Raw genomic sequence first — 25,467 nt, 5'->3', positions numbered from 1 at the left:
CCTGTCAGGCTAGCGCTCGCGGCGGCCCGCGACCACCCGCCCCGGCTCTTCCCGCTCGCCGGAGGCCGCTGCCAGGAAGGCCTCCGTCGCCGCATGAGGCGGCCGGCTCGCCAGGCTGACGCCGAGGAAGACCAGGCTGGCCACGACGATTCCCCACACCCCCGCCGGCAGCCCCAGGAAGCGGTTGCCGCCGGCATAGACGAACAGCACGAAGGCACTGGCGACGATGACGCTGGCCAGCACGCCGGCCGCCGTGCCCCGGCGCCAGTAGAAGGCGCCGACGATGGCCGGCACCACGGCGACCAGCCCCGCCGACGCCGCCACCGAAAGCACCGCGATCAGGCTCAGCTGCAGCTCGGCAAAGCCCAGTGCCAGCAGCGCGATGACCGGAATGACCCACTTGCCGACCGCGAGCTGGCGCGCCTCGCTGCTGCCCGGCCTGAGGTTGCCGTAGACGTCGCGGGCCACCATCGAGGAGAGCGTCAGCATGATCGAATCGATGGTCGAGACGGCCGCTGCCAGGATGCCGATCATCACCATCGCCCCCAGCAGCGGCGGCACGTGGCCGGAGGTGAGCAGCGCAGGCGTGGCCAGGTCGGCGTTGTCCAGCCCCGGGAAGGCGACCACGGCGGAGAGCCCCCACAGCACCGAGACTAGGGTGTAGACGAAGCCGAAGACCAGGAAGCCGAGCAGCATCCGGCGCATCGCCGCGAGCGAGGCCGGCATGAACAGGCGCTGGCTGACCTGGGGGTTGGAGAGACTGAAGAAGAACCAGGGAATGGTCAGGCCGAGGAAGGTGGTGAAGGTGAACAGCCCCTCGCCCGGCACCACCAGCATCTCGGGACGCTCCGTGGCCAGCGTATCGAACAGCACCCGAAAGCCGCCCAGCCCCTGGATGACCAGGTAGGTCACCAGGGTGGCAGCGACGATCATCATGATCGCCTGCAGCGAGTCGGTCCACATGACCGAGCGGATGCCGGCGACGTAGGAGAAGAACAGCGCCAGCGCCGTGGCCAGCACCACCCCGGCGGTGAACGGCACCGCGCCGTCGGTGGTGCCCTGCAGCAGGTAGCCGATGCCGGCGAGCTGCACCGCCGCATAGGGAATGAGGAACAGGCAGTTGGAGAGCGCCACCACGATCGCCACGGCCCGGCTGTCGTAGCGCCGGCCCAGCATCTCGCTCGGCGTGACGACGCCGAACGCCTTGCCCACGGCCCAGAAGCGCGGCCCGAACACCGCCACCAGCGAGACCCCGGCGAAATAGACGATCTCGAACCCCAGCGCGCCGACGCCGCCGGCGTAGGTCAGCCCCGCCAGCCCCACCATCATGAAGGCGCTGTAGGTGGTGGCGCTGTAGCTGAGCGCGGAGACGAAGCCGCTCATCTGGCGGTTGCCGAGAAAGTAGCCCGACATGTCCTGCGTCCTGCCCTGGCGCGACAGGATGGCGATGGCGATGGCGATCGCCAGGTAGCCCGCAATCGCCCACCACACGAGGGAAACGGTCATCTCAGCGGTCCTTGAAGTCGCGGGTGAGAAAGACGTTCAGCGCGATCACGGCGAGCCCTGCCAACGCCCAGAACAGGAAGCTGCCGTACCACCGCGTCACGCCGGCGAGCAGCGTGTAGGGCACTGCATAGCACAGCGCGACCACCACCCAGAGCAGCCAGATCCCCTTTCCCTGCCCACGCTTGTCCTTCCGCATATGCCTCCCTTGACTTCGAAATGACCCGACACGCCTACAGCCTAGATGATGCGGCCCGGTGGCGTTGGGCGGGCGCTCATGAGCACTGCCAACTATTATTAATGAAAATGATATTGATTCTGTTTTACTATTTGCTCTAGCATGTCCACCGCCGGCCCATGAGGACGCTCTGCTCCCGACAGGGCCAGGCGCTGCGCTATCGACCCTCGCGTTACAAGGAACCGACGCCATGCCACAACCCATCGTCTTCGTGGCCCACGTGGTCACGGAGGTCCTCAACGAGGGCTTCCTGCCTGCGGCACGGGAACTGGGGCTCGACCCGGTGATCGTCACCGACCTGCCCAGCGACCACCGTCGCCACTTCGCCCAGGAAAACCGCGCCGCTTACCCCGAAGCGGTGCTCGGCTGTGACGTGTTCAGCCCCATCGCCATTCTCGAAGCGCTGCAGGAGGCCGGCATCGCGCCGCTGGCGGTGTTCTCCCACAGCGATCACCTGCAGGCCGCCACGGCCCTGGTGGCGGACTACTTCGGCTTGCCGGGCAAGGATTGGCGAGTCTGCTTCGCGGCCAAGAACAAGGCGGCGATGCGCCAGCGTCTCGATGAACTGGCGCTGTCCTCCTGCTGGCACCGCCTGGTGACCACGCCGGAGGAGCTCGGCGAGATCCTTCCGAGCTGCCCCCTACCCTGCGTGGTCAAGCCGCGCGAGGGCGTGGCAAGCCTGGACGTCAGCCGGGCCGACACCCGCGAGGCGCTGATCGCCTGCTGCGAAGGCCTGTGGCAGCGCCAGCCCGGCCAGGCACTGCTGGTCGAGGAGTACCTGGAGGGCGAACTCTATACCCTGGAAACCCTGGGCGACGGCGAGCGCCTCGAGGTCCTCGGCGGCTTTCGTGTCGAGCTGTCGCCACCGCCGCATTTCATCGAGCTGGCCGCCCACTGGGGGCCCGACCTCGCCCCCTCGGTGATCGACGACGTCACCGATCAGATTCGTCGCTTCGGCATCGGCTTCGGCTCCTGCCATACCGAGTTCGTGCTGACCCCGGCGGGCCCGCGGCTGATCGAGATCAACTACCGCACCATCGGCGATGGCCGCGAATTCCTCCTCGATGAAGCGCTTGGCATCGAGCTGTTCCGCACCATCCTGCGCCTCCACCTGGGTGAGGCCCTGCCCCGGCTCGATATCGCCAGCAAGGGGTTGCACATCGAGTACGTCAGGGCCACCCGCTCCGGTCAACTGGTGCAGGTCCCCGAAGCGTTTCGCCGCCGCTGGGAGGACGGCTTCGTCGACTTCCACCCCCTGCGCCAGGCCGGCGAGCGGCTGACCCTGAGCCACTCCAACAAGGACTATCTCGGCGTGCTGCGCGCCGCCGGTGACAGCGCCATTCAGCTCAAGGAGCGCGTGGCGGCGACGCTGGCCTCGCTGAGCTGGGAGGTTCAGCCATGACCCGCGAAGCGAGCCCGGCGACCGAGACCGACGAGGCGCGCGGCTACCTCCTGGCCCGTGTCATCGACGCCCTGCTGCGCGAGGACGTTCAAGGCATCACGCGACAGGCACGGGTGCTGGACGGGGTGCCTCCGGCGCTGTCCCGCCTGGATATCGGCCCCCTCACGCCGGGGCCCTGGCTCGAAGTCACGACGCTGGCCTCGGGCACCCTGTGGTTGCCGGTGGCGCCGGAACGCTTCATGCAGCCGTGGCGCTATCGCCCGGGGCCGGTGGTGGCGGCCAGCGCGATGTCCGAGGCTGGGGCGGCGAGGGAGCTGACGGATGCGGCGAGTCTTGTCACCTGGCTCGGCGAGGGCCTGGCGCCGGAGGCGCGCGACTACTACTTCGCCTTCGCCGACGAATGCCGCCAGGCCGAGATCCACCGGCTCGCCTGCCGCGAGGCCCAGGGTGACTACTTTGCCCGCTGCGCGGCCCAGGATGCGAACGGCAGCCACCCCGCCGAGTGGTCGGCCCGCTTCGCCCACTACGACCGCCTGGCATCGTTCCAGGATCACCCCTACTACCCCACCGCCAGGGCCAAGCTGGGCTTCGATGTGGCGGCGCTCCGGCGCTTCGCTCCCGAATTCCAGCCGCGCTTCGCGCTGCGCTGGCTGGCGGTGCCGAAGGCACTCTTCCACCTGAGCGATACGGCGCTGCCCGACTGGTGGCCGAGCGTCGAGCGGGTGGGGCTCGACACTCGCCTGGCCCATGACTATCGGCTGTTGCCCGTGCACCCCTTCCTGTGGGCATCGGGGCTCGACGCCATGCTCGAGGAGGCGGGCCTGGCCGAGACCGTGATCAAGGCCCCCTTGGCAGCCGTCGAGGTCCAACCCACCCTCTCGGTGCGCAGCCTGATGCTCACCGCGCGGCCCGCTACCCATATCAAGCTGCCGCTGACCATCCGCACCCTGGGCAGCCGCAACATCCGCACCATCAAGCCCAGCACCATCGGCGACGGCCACCGCGTCCAGCGTCTACTCGGCGCCATCGCCGAGCAGGATGAGCGGCTCGCCGGGCGCCTGCTGCTCACCGATGAGCACCAGGGCGGCCATGTCGCGGGTCGCCCCTTCCTCGGCTTCATCCTGCGCCGCTACCCGCCGGCGGTCGAGGACGCCACCCTGGTCTCGGTGGCGGGGCTCGTCGCGGCCTGCCCCAGCGGTGCCGTGGTCTACGAGGAGCTGGCCGAGCGTTTCTTCGATGCCGATGTCCGCGCCTTCCTGTGGGCCTACCTGCGGCTCACCTTCGACATCCATCTGCCCCTGTGGCTGCGCTATGGCGTGGCACTGGAGTCCAATCAGCAGAACTCGATGCTGCTGCTGCGCCAGGGCGGCGAGATGCGCCTGTTGCTCAAGGATAACGACGCGCCGCGCCTGGACCGCGCCAGGCTCGAAACCCGCTGGCCGGCGCTGTATCGCCTGGTGGAGACGCTCGAGGACCCGCGCATCTGGTGCGAGTCGCCCCAGGCGCTCGAGCAGATGTTCGTCACCATCACCCTGCAGCTCAACGTCGCGCCGCTGATCGAGCACCTGGCCGCGCGCGGCCACGGCGAACGAGCCGAGCTGTATGGCGAGGTGCGCCGAGCCATGGCCCAGAGCCTGGCCGCCATGCCGGAAGAAGACGGATCGCCCGTGATGCAGTTGGTGGAACGCGATTTCCTCGACGCCAAGTACCTGCTGACCGCCGGCACCCTGGCCAGCAAGGCGAGCACCGGAGCCTCGGACATCAACAAGTTCTACGGCAGGACGGCGCCGAACTTCCTGAAACAGGTGAGCCTCGGCACCGAGTTCGAGCAGGCATCGTCGGTTGCCCGGCTCGAGGCGACGCCATGAGTCGGGACGAAAGACGGCGGGTGCGGGGCGTCATGCTGTGCCACTTCGTGGCGTCCCTGGCGGCACTGGGCATGCCGCCCTTCTTCGCCATCCTGTTGAGCGAGGAGTTCGCCTCCACGCAGCTTCATCTGGTCGGCTGGCTGTATGTGCTGCCGACGGTGTTTTCCGCCCTGGCGGCGCCCTGGTGGGGGCGCTTCGCCGACCGCTACGGCGCCCGACGCTCCCTGCTGCGCGCCCAGGTCGGCCTGGCCCTGGGCTTCCTGCTGGCGAGCCAGGCCACCTCGGTGGGCGGCTTTGCCCTGGCCCTGACCGTGCAGGGGCTGCTCGGCGGCACCTTTGCCGCCTCCAATACCTGGCTCGCCGGCGAACTCCAGGGGGAGCGCCTGGCCCGGGCGCTCACCGCCATGCAGGCCTCGGCACGGGCCGCCCTGGTCGTCGCCCCGATCCTGTTCGGCTACCTGATCGGCGGGATTTCCCCGCTGACCCTGTACGCCTGGCTCACCCTGCTGCCGCTGGCGGCGGCGGCCCTGGTGGCCACCGTCCCGGCCTCCGGCTCGCCCCGTGAGGCGGTGCAGGCCGCGGATTCGGCGAGCGGCGACAGGCACCACGAGCCGCCGAGCGCCAGCGAAGCGGTGCATCCCGGGCTCCTGTTGTGGCTGCAATTCGGCTTCTCCTTCGCCTGCGTGGTCACCTACCCCTACTTCATCGCCGACCTCCAGGGCCGCTTCGCCGGGCTCTCCACGGTTACGCTGGCCACCCTGTTCAGCCTGCCTCACCTGGTGTATCTCGCGTTCTCCGCGCCGCTGGGCAAGGCGCTGGCCGGCCACTGCCCGCGGCGCACCCTGACGCTCGCCTTCGCCGTCATGGCGCTCGCCTGCTGGGCGCAGTACGGCCTCGCGGGCAGCGGCTGGCAGGCCCAGGCCGGCATGTGGCTGGCACGGCTGGCGATGGGGCTCGCCATGACCGCCGCCTTCGTCGCGCTCCATCGGCTGATGAGCGGCGCGAGCCGGCAGCGGGCCGGCCGCCTGTTCGGGCGCCTCGACGCCGCCGCCAAGTGGGCCGGCGTCGCGGCCGGCCTCGGCGCCGGCGTCCTGGCCTCGCGCTTCGGCCTGGCCAGCCCGCTGCTGGCCTCGGCCTGGGTGCTGGCCGCACTCGGCCTGAGCCTGGCGCCGGGCCTCACCCACTCTCTCTCCACTTCCTCGCAAAGGACGCGAACATGACCCTTGGTTCTTCCGCCATCGCCCTGCACCGGGCCTTCAAGCTCCAGGACAGGCACGACCAGGCCAGCACCCGCTCGATCTGGGCGCTGCTCAACGCCTACTGCCGCGAGGTCGCCGCGCCGGCCGGCGAGCTCACCTGGGACAGCCCCTTCGGTGCCCGCGCCTGGCCGCAGGTGATCCAGCAACACCGGCGCCTCAGGGGCGGCCATGTGCTGCAGGTCTCGCTGCCGCTCAGCGGCCAGCTGCTGCTGATCGCGGTCGAGCGCCCCTCGATCACCCTCAACCATGCCTACCGCTCCGAGCCCTTCGGCGCCTGCTTCGGCAAGCCCTGGCAGGCACTGGACTGGCAGCACCTGGCACGGATGCTGCTCTGCGAGCTGGCCCTGCGCTTCGATCAGCCGTTCAACGAGGAGCTGCTGGCCCAGATCGGCAACAGCGTCGAGCTGATGGGGGAGTTCATCGCCGCCGCCAGTGACGACGACTGGGGCCAGGGCGAGGTGGCATACCTGCGTTCGGAGCAGTCGCTGACCTTCGGCCACGCCTTTCACCCCACCCCCAAGAGCCGCGAGGGGGTCGCGCTCGACGCCATCCGGCGCTACTCGCCCGAGCTCGGCGCAGCCTTCCCGCTGCACTACTTCGCCGTGGCGGCAAGCGATCTCGCCCAGGCCTCCCATCTCGCTGAAGACGCCTATGCGCAGCTGGAGCGCCAGCTCCCCGACCTTCCCTTGCCGCCCGGTTATCGGGCGCTGCCGGTGCACCCCTGGCAGGTGGAGCATATTCGCAGCCTGGACGTGGTGCGCCAGGCGCTCGACAGCGGCCGCCTGCTCGACCTGGGGCCGGCCGGCGAGCCCTGGTATCCCACCGCCTCGGTGCGCACCCTGCTCCAGCCCGGCCGCGATCGCTTCCTGAAGTGCTCGCTGCACGTACGCCTGACCAACTGCGTGCGCAAGAATGCCTGGTACGAACTCGAGAGCGCCGTCGGCTTGAGCCGCCTGCTCGATGCCGAGGCCGGCGCCCTGGGCGAGACCTTCCCGGCGCTGACGTTGATGACCGAGCCCGGTTTCGTCACCGCCGACTTCCGCGACCAGCCGCGGGAGGCGCGCATCGCCTTGCAGGAGGCCTTCGGCCTGATCCTGCGCCAGACCCCGGCCTGGGGGGAGGGCGAGACACCGCTGCTGGCGGCGGCGCTGTTCGCCGATACCGCCTCGGGAGGTTCACCGCTGGAGCGCGAGGTCATGCGTCTGGCCCGTCATCGCGGCCTGTCGCGGGAAGAGGCGGCACTGCACTGGTTCGAGGCCTACGTCGAGCACCTAGTCCACCCCATGCTGTTCGCCCTGTGCCGGCTCGGCGTGGTGTTCGAGCCGCATCTGCAGAACGTCGTGGTGGGGCTGCGCCACGGCTTGCCCAGTCACATCTATATCCGCGACCTGGAAGGCACCAAGCTGCTGCCCGAGCCGTGGCCCGACGAGCGTCTGACCAGCCTCACCGAGCGCGCCAGGGCCTCGGTACGCTACCCCGAGGAGCTGGGGATCAAGCGCATCGGCTACTGCCTGCTGATCAACAACCTCGCCCAGGCGGTGTTCTTCCTGGCGCGCGACGATGCCGGCCTCGAGCCGCGGCTATGGCGCTGCCTCGAGTCGAGCCTGGTGCGCTACCAGCAGCGTCACGGCAACGCCCTCTCTGCACGGCTAATCGAGCGATGGCTCCAGGGCGAGCCCTGGCCCAACAAGACCAACCTGCTCAACCGGGTGCTCAAGCGCGCCGACCGCGCTTCCGAGTACGTGCCGCTGGCCAGCCCTTTCGCTCAACCACGCGACACCCAGTGACCCGGGACTCCCTGCTTCAGGAGCAAGCAATGCAACTCCGACTCGACTCCATGGCCCGGGAAGCGGCTCGCCTGCAGGCGGCGAGCGTCGATCCCCTGTGCGCCTATCTGTACGACCTTCCGGCCTTGCGTCGCCACGTCGAGCGTGTGGTGGCGGCACTGCCCGAGCGCTGCGAGATGTTCTACGCCGTCAAGGCCAATGCCGAGGCACCGATCCTGGACGCCCTGGCGGGCCGGGTGGCCGGCTTCGAAGCCGCTTCCGGCGGTGAGCTGGCGCTGATCCGCGAGCGCTTCCCCGAGGCCCCCCTGCTGTTCGGCGGCCCGGGCAAGCTGGTCTCGGAACTCTCTCTCGCCCTCGAGCTCGGCGTCGAACTCATCCACGTGGAGAGCTTGACCGAGCTCGAGCGCCTGGCCCACCTGCTGGAACGGAGCGAGCGACGCCAGGGGGTGCTGCTGCGCATGAACCTGGCGACCGACAACCTGCCCTCCACGCCCCTGACCATGGGTGGCGTGCCCACCCCCTTCGGCATCGATCCCGAGGACCTGGAGACCTGTCTCGCCTTCCTCGCCCGCCATCCCAGGATCGAACTGCGCGGCTTCCATTTCCATCTGATCTCCCACCAGCTCGATGCCGACGCCCAGCTCAGGCTCCTCGGCGACCTGTTTCGCCAGGTCGAGCACTGGCGCGAGCAGCACCGCCTGGACATCGACCAGATCAACGTCGGCGGCGGCATCGGCATCAACTACCGCGAGCCCGGCCGGCAATTCGACTGGGAGGGCTTCTGCCGCGGGCTCGCGCGGCGTCTCGCCGAGCCGCGCCTGCAGCGCTATCGCATCCGCTTCGAATGTGGCCGCTACCTGACCGCCCCCTGCGGCTACTACCTGATGGAGGTGATGGACCTGAAGCGCAACCACGGCCAGTGGTTCGCGGTGTGCCGTGGCGGCACCCATCATTTCCGCACCCCGGCGGCACAGAACCACGACCACCCCTTCGTGCGCCTGCCCGGACTCGACGGCGCGGAGGGGCTGACCAACGCCAAAGTCAGCGTCGTCGGCCAGCTGTGCACGCCCAAGGACGTGCTGGCGCGCCAGGTCGAGGTCGAGCGCCTGGCCATTGGCGACATGCTGCTGTTCACCCTGGCCGGCGCCTACGCCTGGAACATCTCCCACCAGCACTTCCTGTGCCATCCGGCACCGATCATGCGCTTTATCGATGATGAGTCGATCGACGACGAGGAGGGCGCGTGATGCTCGGCGCCAATCCGCTCAAGTGTCGTCTCGAGCAAGGGAATTGCGTCTACGGCATGCTCAACTCGGTGCCGACGCCCTGGCTCGTCGAGATGCTGGGCTACGCGGGCTATGACTTCGTGGTGCTCGACATGGAGCACCTGAGCGTCAATCCGGAGTCCGTGGAGCATATGATCCGTGCCGCCGAGTGTGCCGGCATCACGCCGCTGGTGCGGGTGCCCGGGGTCGACGCGGGAGCGATCCAGCGCGCCCTGGACGCCGGCGCCATGGGGGTGGTGGTGCCGCGGGTCGAGAGCGCCGACCAGGCCCGCGAGGCGGTCGCGGCGGCCCGCTTTCAGCCCCTCGGCCGTCGCGGCGTCACCGGGGGCAGAACCACCGGCTTCGGGCGGCTGCCGCTCGGCGACTACCTGAAGCGTGCCAACGACGAGATCCTGGTGGTGGTGATGATCGAATCGACCCCCGGAGTGGAGAACATCGACGCCATCGTCGAGGTAGCCGGGGTGGACTGGGTGCTCGAGGGGGCCATGGACCTGGCCCACGATCTGGGGGTGGCCCCGGATGCGGGGCACGACAGTGTGCGCCAGGCACTGGACAGGGTGGCCCGGGCCTGCGCTCGCGCGGGGCGCCGGTTCTGTGCGATTCCCCGGGCCGAGGGCCAGCACCGCTACTGGCGGGAACGGGGAGTGGCGAGCTTCCTGGTCGGCGAGGACCGCGGCATCCTGTTCCGGCGCCTACGCGACCTGCGCCGCTCCTTCGACCCCGACCCAGCGGCGCCGGCCGCGGCTATCGGGAGCCCGCCGATGGACGACAAGCCCTGACGGCAGCCAGTCTCATTCGTCACGCTCTGTCCCGGGTCGCAGGCATGCGGCCGGGGATTTTACAAATACCAATGCAAACCATTCATGTTTGAATTACAATTCCCCGCCATATTGCGCTCCATGCTCCATGCCTGTTGGAAGGAAGACGACGCATGCCCTGCGAGTTTCTCTCCCGCCTGTGTCGCGTGCGGCTCGGGGTCGTCATCGCCCTGGGGCTCGCCGTGGCCATCGGCACGGGTCAAGCGGCCCTGGCCGAGGAACAGCCGGCGCCCGCTGCTTCCGATGCCCTGCACGACGACCGGGGCACCCCGATCGACACCATGTCGGTCGAGCGGGTGGCGGCCATCTCGACGTTCGCCGCCGATACCCTGGTGGCGCTCGGCATCTCGCCGGTCGGCGCCTCGACCTTCGGCAGCGAACCGCTGCCCAGCTATCTTGGCGCCCCGCTGGACGGCGCTTCAGAGGATCCGCTGGCCGGCACTCCTGACAACCCGCTGGCCGGCACTCGAAGCCTCGGCCAGCGCGCCAGCACCAACCTGGAGCTGCTCGCCGAGCTCGACCCCGACCTGATCGTCGGCATTCACCGCTACACCGAGCCCCACGCCCGCCAGCTCGAGGCCATCGCCCCATTCTACGCCTTCGACGTGGTCGGCCTGGAGGACAGCCGGCGAGCGGTGGCGGGCATCGCCGCGGTACTCGGCATGCGAGCCGAGGGCGATGCGCTGAACCAGGCCTTCGACGCGCGCCTCGCCGAGCTCGGCGAGCAGGCCCCCGGGGGCGTCAGTGCCATCCTGCTGGCCGGCGCCGGCGAGTCACCCTTCGCCTACTACGATCACTTCCTGAGCGCCGCGCTGCTCGAACGCCTGAAGGCGACCAACGCCGCCGGCCCGTCGCCGACGCCGGGCCAGACCATCCCCTTCGGCTATGCGATCAACCTGGAGCAGCTGCTGGCCCTGGATCCCGACGTCATCTTCCTGTTCAACACCGGCAGCGAGCGGGCCTTCGCCAACAATCCGGTGTGGCCCTATCTCGAGGCGGTGAAGAACGATCGGGTCTACGAGGTCGGCCCTCACTGGAAGGAGGGCGGCGGTCCCATCGCTCGCCGCCTGATTCTCGACGAGATGGCCTGGCGGCTCTATCCCGAGGCCTTCGAGCGCCCCGAGCTACCTCCCTCCATTGCCAGTCGCCCCTATCCATGAGCACCGCCCCACTGCCCTCGCCCAGTACGGGCTTGGCCCGGGGGCCAAGCCGCCCGAGCCTCGCCCTTTGCTGCACCCTGCTCGGCGTGGCCATCGCCGCTACCGGGGCGCTGGCCTTGTCGGTCGGCGGCGTGCCGCTGTCGCCCCACGAACTGCTCGAGGTGCTGGCCGGCCGGGTCGATGGCATGGCCGCGGTCCTGGTCATGGAGCTGCGCCTGCCCCGCTTCGTCGCCGGCCTGCTGGTAGGCGCGAGCCTGGGTCTCGCCGGCCAGCTGATGCAGACGGTGACTCGCAATCCCCTGGCGTCACCCGGTATCACCGGCGTCGTTGCCGGGGCCTCGATGGCGGTGGTCATGGCACAAGTCGGCTGGCGGGTGGACGCCACCTGGCTCCCCGCCATCGGCATGCTCGGCGGCGCGGGCGCCGCCGCCCTGACCTTCCTGCTGGCGGCACGCAGCGGCTTCTCGCCGCTGATGCTGGCCCTGGCCGGCATGGCGGTCACCGCCCTGGCGTCGGCCCTGGTCACGGCCTTCCTGTTGTTCTCCGGTGCCCAGGCACAGCAGCTCTACGGCTGGCTGGCCGGTGGCCTGCAGGGGCGCGGCTGGGCCCATGTCGGCCAGATCCTGCCCTGGGCCGCTGGCGGCCTCGTGTTGTCGCTCGCCACCGGCCGCTGGCTCAACCTGATGCACCTGGAAGATAGCGTGGCGCGCTCCCTGGGCGGCGCCGTCACCCTGCTGCGCCTGGGCTTCGTGACGCTCGCCGTGGCGCTGACCGCGGCCTCGGTGGCGGTCGCCGGCCCGGTGGGATTCATCGGCCTGATCGCCCCCCACCTGGTGCGCCTGGTGGCTGGAGTCGACCAGCGCCAGACGCTGCCCCTGGTGGCCTTAACCGGCGCCTTGCTGGTCACCCTGAGCGATCTGCTCGCCCGCACCCTGGCGGCGCCACAGGAACTGCCGCTGGGACTGTTCACCGCGCTGATCGGTGGCCCCCTGTTCATCGCCCTGATTCGCTCGAGAACGCCATGACCCTCTCCGCTCGTGCCGGGACACCTCCGCAGCCCTACCACACCGCCGACTCTCCCGCGCGGGACCGCCTGGGGCTCCTGGTCGTCGTGCTGATGGGCCTGGTGATCCTGGGGGCACTCGCCAACCTGCTGTTCGGCGCCGTCACCCTGTCGCCCGGCCGCGTGTGGCTGGCGCTGATCGGCGCCAGCGACCCGGCGGCCGGCGACCCGGTGGCCCAGGACATCATCTGGAACCTGCGCCTACCGCGCCTGTTGCTGGGGGCACTGGTCGGGGTGCACTTCGCCATTGCCGGGTCACTGCTCCAGGCCGTCATGCGCAATCCCCTGGCCGATTCGGGAGTGATGGGCATCAATGCCGGCGCGAGCCTCGCGGCGGTGCTGGCCTTCGCCGCCGCGGAGCGCCTCGCCGGCGACGGCAATCCCTATCTGCGGGCGGCCCTGAGCCTCGACTGGCTGCCGCTGATCGCTTGCGGCGGCGGGCTGGCGGCGGCGGCGGCGGTCTACCGCCTGAGCTGGAACCGCGGCTCGACCCCGGTGCGGCTGGTCCTGTGCGGCATCGCCGTGGCGGGCCTGCTGAACGCCCTGACCACCGGGGTCCTGGCCGGCTGGGCCCAGGCCACCACCGAGACGGTACTGGCCTGGCTCTCGGGCAGCCTGTATGGCCGCGACTGGGAGCATCTCGCCGCGCTGCTGCCGTGGACGGCGGTCAGCCTCATTCTGCTACCGCCGCTGGTGCGGGGCGGCAACCTGCTACAGCTCGGCGACGACGTCGCCGCCACCCGCGGGCTCGGCGTCGAGCGTTCGCGCTTCGCGCTGCTGCTGGTGGCGGTGCTGTTCGCCGCCAGCGCCGTCGGCATCGCCGGCCCCGTGGGCTTCGTCGGCCTGATCGTCGCGCACGTGGCGCGGCTGCTGGTCGGCCCCTCGCTCGGGCGCCAGCTGATCGTCAGCCCCTTGTGCGGTGCCCTGCTGGTGCTCGCCTCCGACCTGATCGGACGCGTCGTGCTGGTGCCCGCCGAACTGCCCATCGGCGTGGTCACCTCGCTGCTCGGCGTGCCCTTCTTCCTCGCTCTGCTGGCCAGGAGGCCCTAGACGATGACGCTCCGTACCGACGCCGAGGCCCCGCGGCTCGCGACGCGCAACATGCGCCTGGGCTACGCCGACAAGGTCATCGTGCCGGACATGACGCTGGATTTCGAACCGGCGCGCATTCACTGCCTGATCGGCCCCAACGGCTGTGGCAAGAGTACCCTGCTGCGTGCGCTCGCCGGGCTGATGCGCCCCCAGGCCGGTGAGGTGCTGCTCGACGGTCGCCCGGTCACGGCCTGGCCACGCCGCCACCTGGCCCGGCGCCTGGCCATGCTGCCCCAGCATCCCCAGGCCCCGGAGGGGCTCAGCGTCGAACAGTTGGTTCGCTACGGCCGCTTTCCCCACCAGCGCCTGCTTGCCCCGCTCACCGAGCATGACCACGCCCAGGTACGCTGGGCGATACGGGTCACGGGCCTGGCCGGTTACGAGGCTCGCCCGCTGTCGGCCCTGTCCGGCGGCGAGCGCCAGCGCGCCTGGATTGCCCTGTGCCTGGCCCAGCAGTCCGACCTGCTGATCCTGGACGAACCCACCACCTACCTGGACCTGGGCCACCAGTTGGAGATCCTCGAGCTGTTGCAGGCACTCAACCGCGAGCAGGGGCTCACGGTGATCATGTCGCTGCATGACCTCAATCAGGCGGCCCAGGTGGGCCACCGCCTGGTCGCCATGCGCTCGGGCCAGCTGGTTCAGGCGGGGCCGCCCGCCGAGGTGCTGACCGAACGCCTGCTGCTCGATGTCTTCCGCATCCGGGCGCGTATCGTCGATGACGCCTCAGCGACCCTGGGCAATGCGGCGGCATCCTCCGCGCCCTACTTCGTGGCGCTCTCCTCACTCGCCCCGCCGACGCTGTAGCGAAGGCCGAGACGCCCACGCGAGTCTGTACAACATGCTTTGCTTCATATAGTATTGAGACGCTTTTTCATTTAGATTTCTAAAAAAACGGACTCGACATGACAGACTCTCGCTTCGTCAGCTCCTCCCGCGCAGGCTTTTCCCGCAGGACTCCCCTTGCCGCCGCCGTTGGCCTTGCCTCCGCCCTGGTCGGCGCCGGCGCCCTGGCCCAGGATGCCGCCGAGCTCGACACGCTGGTCGTCCAGGGCGACTGGCTCGGCAACCCCACCGAAGACGCAGTGCGCGTCTACCCAGGCGCCCGCACCGTCATCGAACCGGAACAACTTCACGACAGCGGCGCCCTGAACCTCGAGGACGCGATGCGCTCGGTGCCTGGCGTTCAGGTACTCGACGAGACCGGCACCGGCGTGCTGCCCAACATCGGCCTGCGCGGCCTCAATCCGCTGCGCAGCGAGCGTCTCAAGATGATGGTGGACGGCTACCCGATCGCCATCGGCCCCTACAGCAACGTGGGGGTCTCGCTGTTCCCGGTGACGCTGCGGAGCATCGACACCATCGACGTGGTGCGGGGCGGGGCGGCGGTCCACTACGGCCCCAACAACGTCGGCGGGGTGGTCAACTTCCTGACCAAGCCGATCCCAGGGGAAGTCACGCAGACCCTGTCGGAGCGGGTGACCATTGCCGAGGAGACCGGCAACGTCTTCCACGACACCTATTACCGCGTCGGCGGCTTCGTCAGCGACGACCTGGCGCTGCAGTTCCAGGCCAACCTCCAGGGTGGCGAAGGCTTCCGCGAGCACGCCGATACCGACGTCCAGAACTTCCAGCTCGACGCCGAGTACTACATCGACGACCGCCACACGCTGGACGCGAGCCTGCAGTACTACGAGGTGGACGCCGACCTGCCCGGCGCGCTCAGCCCGCGGGCCTATGAACGCGACCGCACCGACTCCCAGCGCCCCTACGATGCCTATGAAGCGGACATGCTGCGCGGCACGCTGGCGTGGACGTTCAACCCCAGCGACGACGTCGAGTTCACCTGGCGCAACTTCGCCCACCGCGCGGATCGCACCTTCTTCTTCGGTCAGGACCTGGTCAGCGGCGGCGCCTGGTCCGACCCCGAGGCCGAATCGAGCCACGTGGCCGATTCACCGCGGATCTTCCGCGTCTGGGGCACCGAGCCGCGCCTGACCGTGCGCGAGGGCATCCACACCGTAACCCTGGGCGCCCGCTACGTGAACGAGGACGTCGATTTCGACGTCAATCGCCGCAACCTGAGCGACGACAGCTACACCGAGGTGCGCCGCTGGGACCTGGAAACCGACGCCGTGGCGCTCTACGCCAGCGATACCCTGAGCCTGATGGATGGCCGGCTGGAGATCACCCCCGGGGTACGCTACGAAGACGTGCGCATGGACTTCCGGGACGAAGTGAACGATACCGCCTCGACCAACGATACCGACGAGATCCTGCCGGGCCTGACGGTGGGCTTCGCCGCCACCGACGAGCTCTTCCTGTTCGCCAACGCCCAGAAATCGCTGGTGCCGGTGCAGATCGCCCAGGCCACGCTGGAGGGCGACGTGGCCAACGAGACCGCCTGGAACTACGAGCTGGGTGCACGCGTCGACGTGACGCCGCGCCTGACCACCTCGGCGACCCTGTTCCGCATCGATTACGAAGACCAGATCCAGTTCAACAAGGCCGGCGATCGCTTCGTCAACCTGGGTGAGACACGCCACCAGGGGATCGAGCTGGGTACCGACTGGCAGGCCACCGACCGCCTGTCGCTGGGCCTTGGCTACACCTACCTCGCGACCGAGCAGCTCACCGGGGACAACGCCGGCAACGATCTGCCCAACGCGCCGAGGCACCACGTCAGCGCCAATGCCCGCTACGAGATGGAGCAGTGGCTGGCGAGCGTGAGCGTCAACCGGGTCAGCGAGAGCTACAGCGACGCCCTCAATACCCGGGACGAAACCGTCAACGGCGATGCCGGCGAGCTGCCCGCCTACACCCTGGTCAACGCCCGCATCGGTCGCGATTTCCGCCTGGATGCCGACACCACCCTGAACCTGGGCCTCGCGGCCACCAACCTGCTCGATGACGACGCCTACTTCCGCGGCACCGACGTCAGTCCGGTGGGCCGTGTCCCGATGCCGGGGCGCGCCTACATGCTGGAGGCCCGCCTCGAGTTCTGATCCGGCAGGACCGCCAACCCCTCGACACGGCGGCCTGCGGGCCGCCGTGTCGTTTCTGGCCGACCGGAAGGCACGCTAGCACTCTGCTGCTGCCAGTGACGCGGCGCTCGCCAAGCCGGCGCCGTGTTGCTATGGGTAAGGGAGGCAGCTTTCCGGGAGGATAACGCCATGACCCAGCGCGAGAGGACCGTGATGGCCTTCGACGACCAGGGCCGCGAGTACATGATCGACATCTTCACCAGCGCCCGCGAGCTCAGCGAAATGCAGCATGCCGGCGCCACCGGTGGCGCGTCCGCCTTTCGTACCCATGACGGCCACGACGCTACCTACCTCGGCAACGGCGAGTTCATGATCATGGTGCCCGGCGAGGAGGGTGGCGTGACCGTGAGAACCGACGATTCGGAGTTCGTCTGACGGTTCCGCACGACACCAGAGCCGAGCGACATGAGCTAAGCGACAAGAGCCGAGCGTGAGGGTTGACAGCCAGTCGTTCCTTTTATAGAACGTTCATTAAAAGGAACAGCTGGAGACCACCTCCCTTGGACAAGCTCTCGCTCGGCACCCTGGGCCGCCATCTCCAGGACCTGCGCCAGGCGCAGGGCTTGTCGCTGTCGCAGCTGGCCGCCGCCGCCGGCATCGCCAAGTCGAACCTGTGCCGCCTCGAGCAGGGCAACGGCAACCCCACCCTGGATACCATCTGGCGCCTGGCGGTGCAGTTGAAGGTGCCCTTCGGCACCCTCGTGGCGCCCATCGCCGTGCCCCTGGGCGAGGATGGCGTGGAGGTCCGCCTGCTCGACCAGGGCAAGGATCGCCCTCAGGTCGATGCCTACTGGATGCGCTGCGCGCCGCATACCCTGCGTCTTGCCGAGCCCCACACCCCCGGTGCCCGGGAGTCGCTGACCCTGATCAGCGGCACGCTGGAGGCCGGCCCGGAAGGCGAGACCCGCACCCTGTCGGCCGGCGAGACTTTCACCTTCGCCGCGGACCGCCCCCACCTATACCGCACCGGTGACACCTGGGCCACGCTGCTGCTCAGCGTCGTCTACCACGAGGAACCCACGTCATGAGCCTGCAAGCCGCCTCCTCGCCCACCCGCCCCTGGCTGACCGGCGTGAGCGAGGCCATCCCGCTGCTCGGCGGCTATGTGCCGGTGGCCATCTCCTTCGGGCTGATCGCGACCCAGGCCGGCTTCAGCGCCTGGGAAGCCGTGGCGATTTCGACGCTGATCTATGCCGGTGCCTCGCAGTTCCTGTTCGTCGGCATGGTGGCCGCCGGCGCGCCGCTATGGCTGGTGGTGGCCATGACGCTGCTGATCAACCTGCGTCATGTGGTCTACGCCCCCAACCTGGCCCCCTGGCTGACGCCCAGCCGCCTGTGGCCCTGGCTGATGCACGGCCTCACCGACCAGATCTTCGCCCTGGCCCATGCCCGCCTGCCGCAACTGCCCGCCGCCCAGCGCCTCGGTTGGTACACCGGCGCCGCCCTGCTGGCCTGGATGAGCTGGATCGGCGGCACGGCGCTAGGCGCCCTGGCAGGCGGTGAACTGGTCGCCCGCTGGGCCCTGATGGGTGAGATCCTGCCCTTCGCCCTGCCCGCGCTCTTCCTGGTCCTGGTAGCGCCGCGCTTCACCTCACGGCGCTGGAGCCTGGCCCTGAGCCTGACCATCCTCAGCGCCCTGCTGCTGACGCTGCTGGGCCTGACCAACGTGGCGGTCCCCCTCGCCGCCGTCTGCGGCGCGCTGTGCTTCCAGCTCGTCAAGTTCGGCCACGGCGAAAAAACAGAACACGCGCAAGGAGAGCGCCATGAATAGCGCCCTGTGGATCGCCGTCCTGGCCTCGGCGCTGGGTACCCTGTTGATACGCCTGCTGCCACTGCTGTGGATGCAGCGCCGTCTCGAGCGCCAGGGCGGCGACGACGGCCTCGAGGCCATGCCCCAATGGCTGAGCCTGCTCGGCCCACTGATGATCGCCGCCCTCTTCGGTGTGTCGCTGATGCCGGTGACGCCCGGCGCCACCTCCTGGCTGGCCACCGCCATCGGCGTACTGGCGACCCTGGCCGTGTGGTGGTACAAGCGCACCCTGGGCTGGCCGGTGGCCGCGGGCGTGGCCGCCTATGGCGTGGTGCTGATGCTGCTCGGGTGAGGAATGAACGCATGACCTTCGCCGCCCCGCCGTGCACTCCCGGCACGCGCCGACACCCTGGCGTGACCCGCCAGGCAGGCCCACTGACCCTGCTGCTGGCGCTGCTGCTGGCCGCACCGGCGGCAGCCAGTTGCCCCGATCCCTCCAGCACCGACCTCGCCGCCATCAAGGGTATTGGTGAACGCACGGCCCTGCCCGCCGACCGTGAGGTGATCGTCGACGGCGTGGTGACCGGCGAGTTTCTCGGCCGCGAACGGCTGAACGGTTTCTACTTGCAGCAGGCAACGGAGCATGGCCCCGTTGGCCTGTTCGTCTATATGCCTGGCGCCACGCCGAGCGACGGGGCGCTCATCGCTCCCGGCACACACCTGCAACTCCACGCCCGCACCGGCGAGTACCGCGGCCAGATCCAACTGCAGCGGGTCGAGCGGATAGAGACCTGTGCCCGCGATCAACTGCCCGAGCCGCTTGCGGTCGACTGGCCGCTCAGCGAGGAGCAGCTGTCACGCAAGGAGGGACTGCTTCTGACGTTTCCGCAGGCGCTGACCGTCACCGGCAACGACGAGCTGGCCCGTTACGGCTCCCTGTGGCTGGCCGCCAACCGCCTGTTCCGCCCCACGAACACACCCGGCGAGACCCAGCAGCGGGATACCCTCGCGCTGGACGATGGCAGCTACCGCGCCTTTGCGAGCCCCATTCCTTACTTGGATGCCAATGGCACCCGCCGTGTCGGCAGCACCGTTGAGGGGCTGACCGGGATACTGACTCACGCCTTCGACGCCTACCGCCTGCACCCGACCCTAGAGCCGCGCTTCGAGGACGCCAACCCGCGCCCGGGGCCGCTGCCGGCGCCGGGAGCGCGGCTACGGGTGGCGACCTTCAACGTCGAGAACTATTTCATCAGCCTGGGCCAGCGCGGTGCTGCCAACGCTACCGAGCTGGAGCGCCAGCGGGCCAAGCTCGCCGCTGCGGTCGAGGGCCTGCAGGCCGACATCCTGGCCCTGGTGGAGGTCGAGAACGACCCGCGCGCCCTGGCCGACCTGGTCGAGCAGCTCGGCGAACGGACCGGCATCCGCTATCGTGCGGTGGACGGTAACGCCGACCGCGGCAGCGATGCCATCAAGCTCGCCCTGCTCTACCGGCCGGACCGGGTAGAGGCCATGAGCGAGCTCTATGCCGACAACGACCCCGCCCATCACCGCCCGCCGCTGGCGGCCTTCTTCCGTAGCCTGGCCGGCGGCCCGGCCTTCGGCGTCGTTACCGCCCACTTCAAATCCAAGACCGGCTGCCCGCCCAGCGGCGATATCGACCGCGGCCAGGGCTGCTGGAACCAGCGCAGGGTGGAACAATCCGAGGCCATGAGTGCCTTCCTCGCCCGCCTGGCGGAAGCCGAGGGGCACGAACGCCTACTGCTCACCGGCGACCTCAACGCCTACGGCGCCGAAGACCCGGTCCGCACCCTGGTCCACGCGGGCCTAGTCGACCTGATCGCCCGCGAACTGCCGCCGGAGCGCCGCTACAGCTATGTGTTCCGCGGCGAGTCGGGCTATCTGGATCATGCCCTGGCCAGCCCCGAACTGGCCGCGGCCGTGGCAGAGGTGAGACCCTGGCCCATCAATGCCGACGAGCCCGCATTCCTCGGCTATGACGGGCCGGACAACGCAGCGCCCCACTTCCGTCCCGACTCCTTCCGCTCCTCGGACCATGATCCCATCGCGGTGGACCTGGAGTGGCGTTAGCAGAAGCAAGGCAGCTGACGCATCCGGCAATTATGGAATGAGGCTTTCGGTTCCGGGGAAGCGCTCCTACTCGTCAATCAGCGACGCCAGCGTTCCAGGTCGATGTCGTCGCGGTTGGTGGCCGCGCCGACGGCAGCGCCCAGGCCGCCACCAATCACCGCCCCCCTGGTCACACTGCCGCCTGTCATGACCGCGGTGCCGGCACCGGCAGCTGCCCCCAGGCCGGCGCCACTCAGCGCTCGCTCGCCGGTGGTGGTACCGCAGCCAGTGAGTCCCAGGGCCAGCACACCGGTCAATAGCCCGATAGATAGCATTCGCATGTCATCTCCCTCCTTGCAGGGTCAATTACGACCAATCATCCAGTTTGATTTCGTTGGCAACCAGGCAATCGCGCCCGGCTTCGGTATCCACTCGATGCCTTGGCGAACCGCAAGTCGGCGAAACCGCGCAGCGCAGCATCAATCGCATGTCATGGGGGCCACTGGTTGCCGATGCGCTGTATCCCTTATACAGCCTCGAGAGGAAGAGGGTTCATGGACCGGGTAACGATCCACACTCTTTGAGAATTTCAGGCACTTGAGTATCAAAATGACGACAGCTGATCGCATCCGGTGGCGAGCTGGGAGGATGGTGGCGAAACGGCTCGGGCGAGCCGTCAACCCGCAATTGGACGACGGACGAACCCGCAATTGGACGGTGCTGAATGCTGGCCAGACGGGCTGCGAGCGCCTGGCTGAGGCCACCGTCGACTCACCAACGCTTAAGGCCGAAGTGTCAGGCTGCGACACCGTGCCTACCGACATGCGGATGGCGAATAGCCCTCAGTCAATTTCCAGCGAGACCATATTTCAGGCGCTGACCGACCAGGAGCAGTGAACTCAGCAGCAGAGAAGAGCGGAAGGTAACTAAAGATGGTGGGCCCAGCTGGACTCGAACCAGCGACCAAGGGATTATGAGTGCAACCAAGCCGCATCAAGGATCGCGCCTGCAACGCATGTCTTAGGAATTTCAAAAGGTTATGGCTTTCCAAACATTACATGGCTCACACCGATTTCACCCACTCAGCAACCAAAACGCAACCGGGCAGGATGCCCCGCTTTTTCCCAGCTCTCTCATCTTGGGCGTGGTGCACCGGGGCACCGGGGCGACGACTGGGACTTGAGATCATGGCGAGGCCCATATCGCTATCCTTGCAGGCGTACCACCGAATCTCACCGCACCGGGTAAAAGACGTCACCCCAATGACCGTGGGCGTTGTTGAGCAGGATCTCGATGATCACCAGCTCCACCCATCAGCGCATCCTCGGCGAGCTGAAGACTGAGATCGACCGCCATATCCGGGAAGCCGAGTCCCAAGCCGAGGCGGAGATCATCGTGCTGGCTCGCCGCTTCGGCCTAAGGCCCGGGTTTGCCGGTCCGTCACCGTCCGCCTGGTATGCCGACTGTCCTGGAAAATTCCCACCGCTTGATGGTCAGCAACAGCGCCAATGAGTTTGGCTGCGGCTACTGCTACGTCATAGGTGGCACTGCCGAACTCGAGGCGTTGGCCACTCAGCGCAAGTGAAGCCCGCTCGTGAGCCGCGGCTACCTGTTCACTTCCGAGTCGGCTTCCGATGGCCATCCCGACAAGCTCGCCGACCGGTTAACTGACGCCATCCTGGATCGCTACCTGGAGATCGAGCCGATGGCACGGGTCGCCATCAAGACTCTGGTCGCTCCCCTCCTCTGCGAGGTTGACCCGCTTCGACACCTGCAAGCCCTTCAGCTTCTCGGACAAGAGATCATCCACAGCGAATTTTGAATCCGTATTTCGACAATTACAGGCCGCGCTTGCTACGGGCTTTTTTCGCTAAATCATACCCTTATAAGTTTACCCTGGTTACACACAACACATGAGTTCGGTACGATCTGCGACCAAATTGCGCCAGCCACTACAGCGGACGAGCGTCCGCTGCGGCCCTGGCATCCGGCGGACTTGAGTGCTTTCACTTTTTGGCCAGCCAGTAATAATAGTGATGAGACGAATCCTCACATTCACTACGGACCTAAACCAAGGGGAAGGTCAAACTCGCCCTGCCGAAGCTTCAGGAAGACCATCGCGGCAAGGTCGAAGTGAAATGACCGCGGCTGGCTGACCGAGCCCTGGGGACGGTTGGCATTATCCTATCTTTTACCGCAAAGATTGCCCTGTTCAGCAAACGGGCTTGCGTACGTCAGGCGCTGCGTACGGCGGGCTCGGCACTGATATGCAGATGCACGGCGCAGGCGACCCGCAACATCGAGGCAAGGTTGGGCACGGTGCCCTTGGTCTGCATGACTTCCCCGTATAGCTCACTTATGAATTGACCGGTCGAGAGTTGTTGACTGCGGGCCAAGTCATCGAGGATTTCCCAGAACTCGTTTTCCAGCCGCACGCTTGTCACGCTGCCCTGCAGGCGTAGTGAGCGGGTGGTGCACTCATAGCGTGTGGGATCGGTGGAAGCGTAAACATGACACATGGCGTGGTCTCCTGAGGCAGCGCGCCATTTCCTACGACGATGAAAAGGGCAACGGCGAGGTGACCGGCGAGGGTCGGTCTTGCCTGCGTTGGTGTGTCTCGACAGTGCCTCCTCGAGCGACGATTGAGCATTAGACCTTCGTCGATGTAGTAATGGGTTATTACCCGACCCGTGCGTTTTGCGCCTAGTCTCGATTCAGGCACCGAACATTGATCGGTGCTTCTACCACGACTCACGGCCTCATCGGGCCGCCACTACAACAACAATGCAAGCGAGATTTCGCAACACCAAGTGCCATGGCACGAGCCACCGAGAGCGGTACCGTGCTTCTTCCGGAGAGGGTAGCAATGAGTACAACCCCGATTTCCCGTCGTGTCTTCCTCAAGGGAAGCGGCGGCGTTCTGGCCGGCACCCTGGCGTTCGCCAGCGGGCCGGTAGCCATGCTGGCGCCGACGCGCAGCTGGGCCATGCCCCTGGACACGCTGAGTTCGCGCCAGGGCGAGACGCTGCTGGCGATCACCCGGCAGATGTTTCCCCATCCCGACCTTGAAGACGCCGTTTACGCCCATGTGGTCAAGAGCCTGGACCGCAAGGCGGACGATGCTGCTATGCATGAGCTGTTGCATGACGGTATCGCTGAGCTGGACAAGGCCGCCGGCGGCGACTGGCTGGCCGTAGAGGAGGACGAGAAGCTCGATTTTCTGGCGCCGATGGCGCGAAGTGACTTCTTCCAGACGATCCGTGCCGATGCCGTGGTCTCGCTCTATGACAACCCGCTGGCCTATGCCCACTTCGGCTACCAGGGGGCCGAAGGCGACGGCGGTTATCTGACCAAGGGGTTCAATGATCTCACCTGGCTGCCCGACCCTCCCCAGCCCGAGGGCGGGTATCTGCCCAGCGAGAGCGTCGGCTGAGTCGACGACTCCAACGAGATAACAACAAACGTATTCGGAGACGCCAAATGGCAATGACCGACAAGCAGGCCACGTTCAGGCATGACGACGACAACGTGGCGGTAGTGATCGGCTCCGGCGCCGGGGGCGGCACCCTGGCCAACGAGCTGGCCCAGCAGGGAGTCGATGTCGTGGTGCTCGAGGCTGGCGCCCTGCACACCACCGCCGACTTTCTTGCCGATGAGTGGGCGTCCTTCTCGCAGCTCGCCTGGCTGGATCCCCGCACCACCTCGGGAAGCTTCCGACTGGCCCGCGATTTCCCCACCTTGCCGGCGTGGATCGTCAAGGCCGTCGGCGGCACGACCGTGCACTGGGCCGGGGCCAGCCTACGCATCCAGCCTCATGAGTTCGCGGCACTGACTAATTACGGGGAGATCGAGGGTGCCAACCTGCTCGATTGGCCGCTCACCTATGACGACTTGGCTCCCTATTACGACCGCGCCGAGCAGCGCATGGGCGTGACCCGCACCAATGGCAACAAGGGCCTGCCGGGCAACAATAACTTCAAGGTGATGTATAACGGCGCCAAGAACCTCGGCTACTCGTGCAATACAGGCCATATGGCCATCAACAGCGAGCCGCGCGATGGTCGTGCGGCTTGCCAACAGCGAGGTTTCTGTTTCCAAGGCTGCAAGATGGGAGCCAAGTGGTCGACGCTCTATACCGAGTTGCCGGAAGGCATTGCTACCGGTCATCTGGAACTGCGCCCCGAGTCGCACGTGGCGAAAATCGAGCACGACGCTAGCGGCAAGGTGACTGCGGTGGTCTATTTCGATGCCGACGGCCAAGAACGACGCCAGAAGGCACGCCTGGTAGCCGTGGCCGGCAACTCCTTGGAAACACCGCGCCTGCTACTCAACTCGGCGAGCTCTGCCTTTCCCGCCGGTCTCGCCAATGGCTCGGGGCAGGTGGGGCGCAACTACATGCGTCATATGACCGGGTCGATTTATGCCACCTTCGACGAGCCCGTGCACATGTACCGGGGCACCACAATGGCTGGCATCATCTCGGACGAGGCGAAACATGATCCATCGCGGGGGTTCGTCGGTGGATACGAAATGGAAACCCTGTCGTTAGGTCTGCCCTTCATGGCGGCCTTTCTCGATCCCGGCGCCTGGGGCCCGCGCTTCGCCGGTGCCATGGATCAGTACGACCATATGGCCGGGATGTGGCTGGTCGGCGAAGATTTGCCCCAGACAACCAATCGCGTCACCCTCAACCCCGACGTAACCGATCGTTACGGGCTGCCGGTGGCCAACGTGCACTACGATGACCACCTCAACGATATCGCCATGCGTGACCATGGGTACCGCAAGGGCGCCGAGCTGTATCGTTCGGTGGGGGCGAAGGATATCTACGAAGTGCCGCCATACCCCTCGACCCATAACCTGGGTACCTGTCGAATGAGCGAGCGACCCGAGGATGGGGTGTGCAACAGCTATGGCCGTACCCACGAGATCCCCAACCTGTTCATCTCGGATGGCAGCCAGTTCACCACATCGGCGGCGGAGAACCCGACCCTGACCATCGTGTCTCTAGCCATTCGTCAGGCCGAACATATCGGCCAACTGATGAAGCAGGGCAAGGTCTGAGCCCGTACCCGGCCAATGGCCGGGCATGCTGCTCTTTTCACTAGATTCCATATCATCAACCAA

At 67.6% G+C, this 25,467-nt stretch carries 24 protein-coding genes; 20 read left to right on the top strand and 4 right to left on the bottom strand.

Annotated elements, in window-relative coordinates; translation table 11 throughout:
• Positions 1-9 precede the first annotated feature (9 nt).
• Positions 10-1,506 (bottom strand): sodium:solute symporter family protein, encoded by a 1,497-nt coding sequence (locus tag I4484_RS05420; RefSeq protein WP_197449970.1) that lies wholly within the window; start codon positions 1,504-1,506, stop codon positions 10-12.
• Position 1,507: 1 nt separating this feature from the next.
• On the bottom strand, positions 1,508-1,702 hold the full coding sequence (locus I4484_RS05415) for a hypothetical protein (protein WP_197449969.1): 195 nt from the start codon (positions 1,700-1,702) through the stop codon (positions 1,508-1,510).
• Between the two features lie 229 nt (positions 1,703-1,931).
• Here I4484_RS05415 and I4484_RS05410 point away from each other — a divergent pair, with 229 nt between their 5' ends.
• The 16 genes from I4484_RS05410 to I4484_RS05335 all read left to right on the top strand — a co-directional run bounded on the left by I4484_RS05410 (position 1,932) and on the right by I4484_RS05335 (position 20,361).
• Entirely contained in the window at positions 1,932-3,143 is a 1,212-nt protein-coding gene (locus I4484_RS05410) for a hypothetical protein (protein WP_197449968.1), read from the top strand.
• On the top strand, positions 3,140-5,011 hold the full coding sequence (locus I4484_RS05405; protein WP_197449967.1) for an IucA/IucC family protein: 1,872 nt from the start codon (positions 3,140-3,142) through the stop codon (positions 5,009-5,011). Before I4484_RS05410 ends, I4484_RS05405 begins: the two co-directional genes overlap by 4 nt.
• Positions 5,008-6,231 (top strand): MFS transporter, encoded by a 1,224-nt coding sequence (locus tag I4484_RS05400; protein WP_197449966.1) that lies wholly within the window; start codon positions 5,008-5,010, stop codon positions 6,229-6,231. The genes I4484_RS05405 and I4484_RS05400 overlap by 4 nt, the downstream gene beginning before the upstream one ends.
• On the top strand, positions 6,228-8,057 hold the full coding sequence (locus I4484_RS05395) for an IucA/IucC family siderophore biosynthesis protein (protein ID WP_197449965.1): 1,830 nt from the start codon (positions 6,228-6,230) through the stop codon (positions 8,055-8,057). The genes I4484_RS05400 and I4484_RS05395 overlap by 4 nt, the downstream gene beginning before the upstream one ends.
• 29 nt (positions 8,058-8,086) lie before the next feature.
• Entirely contained in the window at positions 8,087-9,304 is a 1,218-nt protein-coding gene (locus I4484_RS05390) for a type III PLP-dependent enzyme (protein ID WP_197449964.1), read from the top strand.
• Positions 9,304-10,122 carry an HpcH/HpaI aldolase/citrate lyase family protein gene (locus I4484_RS05385; protein ID WP_197449963.1) on the top strand — a complete coding sequence of 273 codons (819 nt, stop codon included), beginning with the start codon at positions 9,304-9,306 and terminating at the stop codon, positions 10,120-10,122. Before I4484_RS05390 ends, I4484_RS05385 begins: the two co-directional genes overlap by 1 nt.
• A 152-nt stretch (positions 10,123-10,274) precedes the next feature.
• Positions 10,275-11,321, top strand: a complete 1,047-nt coding sequence (locus tag I4484_RS05380; RefSeq protein ID WP_234283569.1) for an ABC transporter substrate-binding protein — start codon at positions 10,275-10,277, stop codon at positions 11,319-11,321.
• On the top strand, positions 11,318-12,346 hold the full coding sequence (locus tag I4484_RS05375) for an iron ABC transporter permease (RefSeq protein ID WP_197449962.1): 1,029 nt from the start codon (positions 11,318-11,320) through the stop codon (positions 12,344-12,346). Before I4484_RS05380 ends, I4484_RS05375 begins: the two co-directional genes overlap by 4 nt.
• Positions 12,343-13,434: an iron ABC transporter permease gene (locus I4484_RS05370; protein WP_197449961.1), complete on the top strand. Its 1,092-nt coding sequence runs from the start codon at positions 12,343-12,345 to the stop codon at positions 13,432-13,434. The genes I4484_RS05375 and I4484_RS05370 overlap by 4 nt, the downstream gene beginning before the upstream one ends.
• Positions 13,435-13,437: 3 nt before the next feature.
• On the top strand, positions 13,438-14,283 hold the full coding sequence (locus tag I4484_RS05365) for an ABC transporter ATP-binding protein (protein WP_197449960.1): 846 nt from the start codon (positions 13,438-13,440) through the stop codon (positions 14,281-14,283).
• Between the two features lie 98 nt (positions 14,284-14,381).
• Positions 14,382-16,481 (top strand): TonB-dependent siderophore receptor, encoded by a 2,100-nt coding sequence (locus tag I4484_RS05360; RefSeq protein WP_197449959.1) that lies wholly within the window; start codon positions 14,382-14,384, stop codon positions 16,479-16,481.
• A 168-nt stretch (positions 16,482-16,649) separates the two neighbouring features.
• Complete coding sequence (locus I4484_RS05355; RefSeq protein ID WP_197449958.1) at positions 16,650-16,895, top strand: hypothetical protein; 246 nt, start codon at positions 16,650-16,652, stop codon at positions 16,893-16,895.
• 125 nt (positions 16,896-17,020) lie between these two features.
• Positions 17,021-17,548, top strand: a complete 528-nt coding sequence (locus tag I4484_RS05350) for a helix-turn-helix domain-containing protein (RefSeq protein WP_197449957.1) — start codon at positions 17,021-17,023, stop codon at positions 17,546-17,548.
• On the top strand, positions 17,545-18,291 hold the full coding sequence (locus tag I4484_RS05345) for an AzlC family ABC transporter permease (RefSeq protein ID WP_197449956.1): 747 nt from the start codon (positions 17,545-17,547) through the stop codon (positions 18,289-18,291). Before I4484_RS05350 ends, I4484_RS05345 begins: the two co-directional genes overlap by 4 nt.
• A complete protein-coding gene (locus I4484_RS05340) occupies positions 18,284-18,622 on the top strand; it encodes an AzlD domain-containing protein (protein ID WP_197449955.1) in 339 nt (112 codons plus the stop codon). Before I4484_RS05345 ends, I4484_RS05340 begins: the two co-directional genes overlap by 8 nt.
• 11 nt (positions 18,623-18,633) lie before the next feature.
• Complete coding sequence (locus tag I4484_RS05335; RefSeq protein ID WP_197449954.1) at positions 18,634-20,361, top strand: ExeM/NucH family extracellular endonuclease; 1,728 nt, start codon at positions 18,634-18,636, stop codon at positions 20,359-20,361.
• Between the two features lie 77 nt (positions 20,362-20,438).
• Here I4484_RS05335 and I4484_RS05330 read toward each other — a convergent pair whose 3' ends face one another.
• The gene (locus tag I4484_RS05330) at positions 20,439-20,681 is read right to left on the bottom strand and encodes a hypothetical protein (RefSeq protein WP_234283570.1); all 243 of its coding nucleotides are present in this window, start codon (positions 20,679-20,681) and stop codon (positions 20,439-20,441) included.
• Between the two features lie 952 nt (positions 20,682-21,633).
• Here I4484_RS05330 and I4484_RS05325 point away from each other — a divergent pair.
• Positions 21,634-21,852, top strand: coding sequence for a hypothetical protein (locus tag I4484_RS05325; RefSeq protein ID WP_197449953.1), 219 nt, complete (start codon positions 21,634-21,636; stop codon positions 21,850-21,852).
• Positions 21,853-21,934: 82 nt separating this feature from the next.
• The gene (locus tag I4484_RS05320) at positions 21,935-22,162 is read left to right on the top strand and encodes an S-adenosylmethionine synthetase N-terminal domain-containing protein (RefSeq protein WP_197449952.1); all 228 of its coding nucleotides are present in this window, start codon (positions 21,935-21,937) and stop codon (positions 22,160-22,162) included.
• Between the two features lie 412 nt (positions 22,163-22,574).
• Here I4484_RS05320 and I4484_RS05315 read toward each other — a convergent pair whose 3' ends face one another.
• A complete protein-coding gene (locus tag I4484_RS05315; protein WP_197449951.1) occupies positions 22,575-22,859 on the bottom strand; it encodes a ribbon-helix-helix domain-containing protein in 285 nt (94 codons plus the stop codon).
• A 347-nt stretch (positions 22,860-23,206) separates the two neighbouring features.
• On the opposite strand from I4484_RS05315, the gene I4484_RS05310 reads away from it, so the two are divergent.
• Together I4484_RS05310 and I4484_RS05305 are read left to right on the top strand one after the other, a co-directional pair.
• Positions 23,207-23,773 carry a twin-arginine translocation signal domain-containing protein gene (locus I4484_RS05310; RefSeq protein ID WP_197449950.1) on the top strand — a complete coding sequence of 189 codons (567 nt, stop codon included), beginning with the start codon at positions 23,207-23,209 and terminating at the stop codon, positions 23,771-23,773.
• Positions 23,774-23,820: 47 nt separating this feature from the next.
• Entirely contained in the window at positions 23,821-25,404 is a 1,584-nt protein-coding gene (locus tag I4484_RS05305; protein ID WP_234283571.1) for a GMC family oxidoreductase, read from the top strand.
• Positions 25,405-25,467: the final 63 nt, after the last annotated feature.

The sequence above is a fragment of the Halomonas sp. SS10-MC5 genome (assembly GCF_015992245.1).
In the GTDB taxonomy this organism is placed as follows: domain Bacteria; phylum Pseudomonadota; class Gammaproteobacteria; order Pseudomonadales; family Halomonadaceae; genus Halomonas; species Halomonas sulfidoxydans.
Note: the sequence above shows the minus strand (reverse complement) of the source record. Positions and strands in the feature narration are given on the sequence as shown.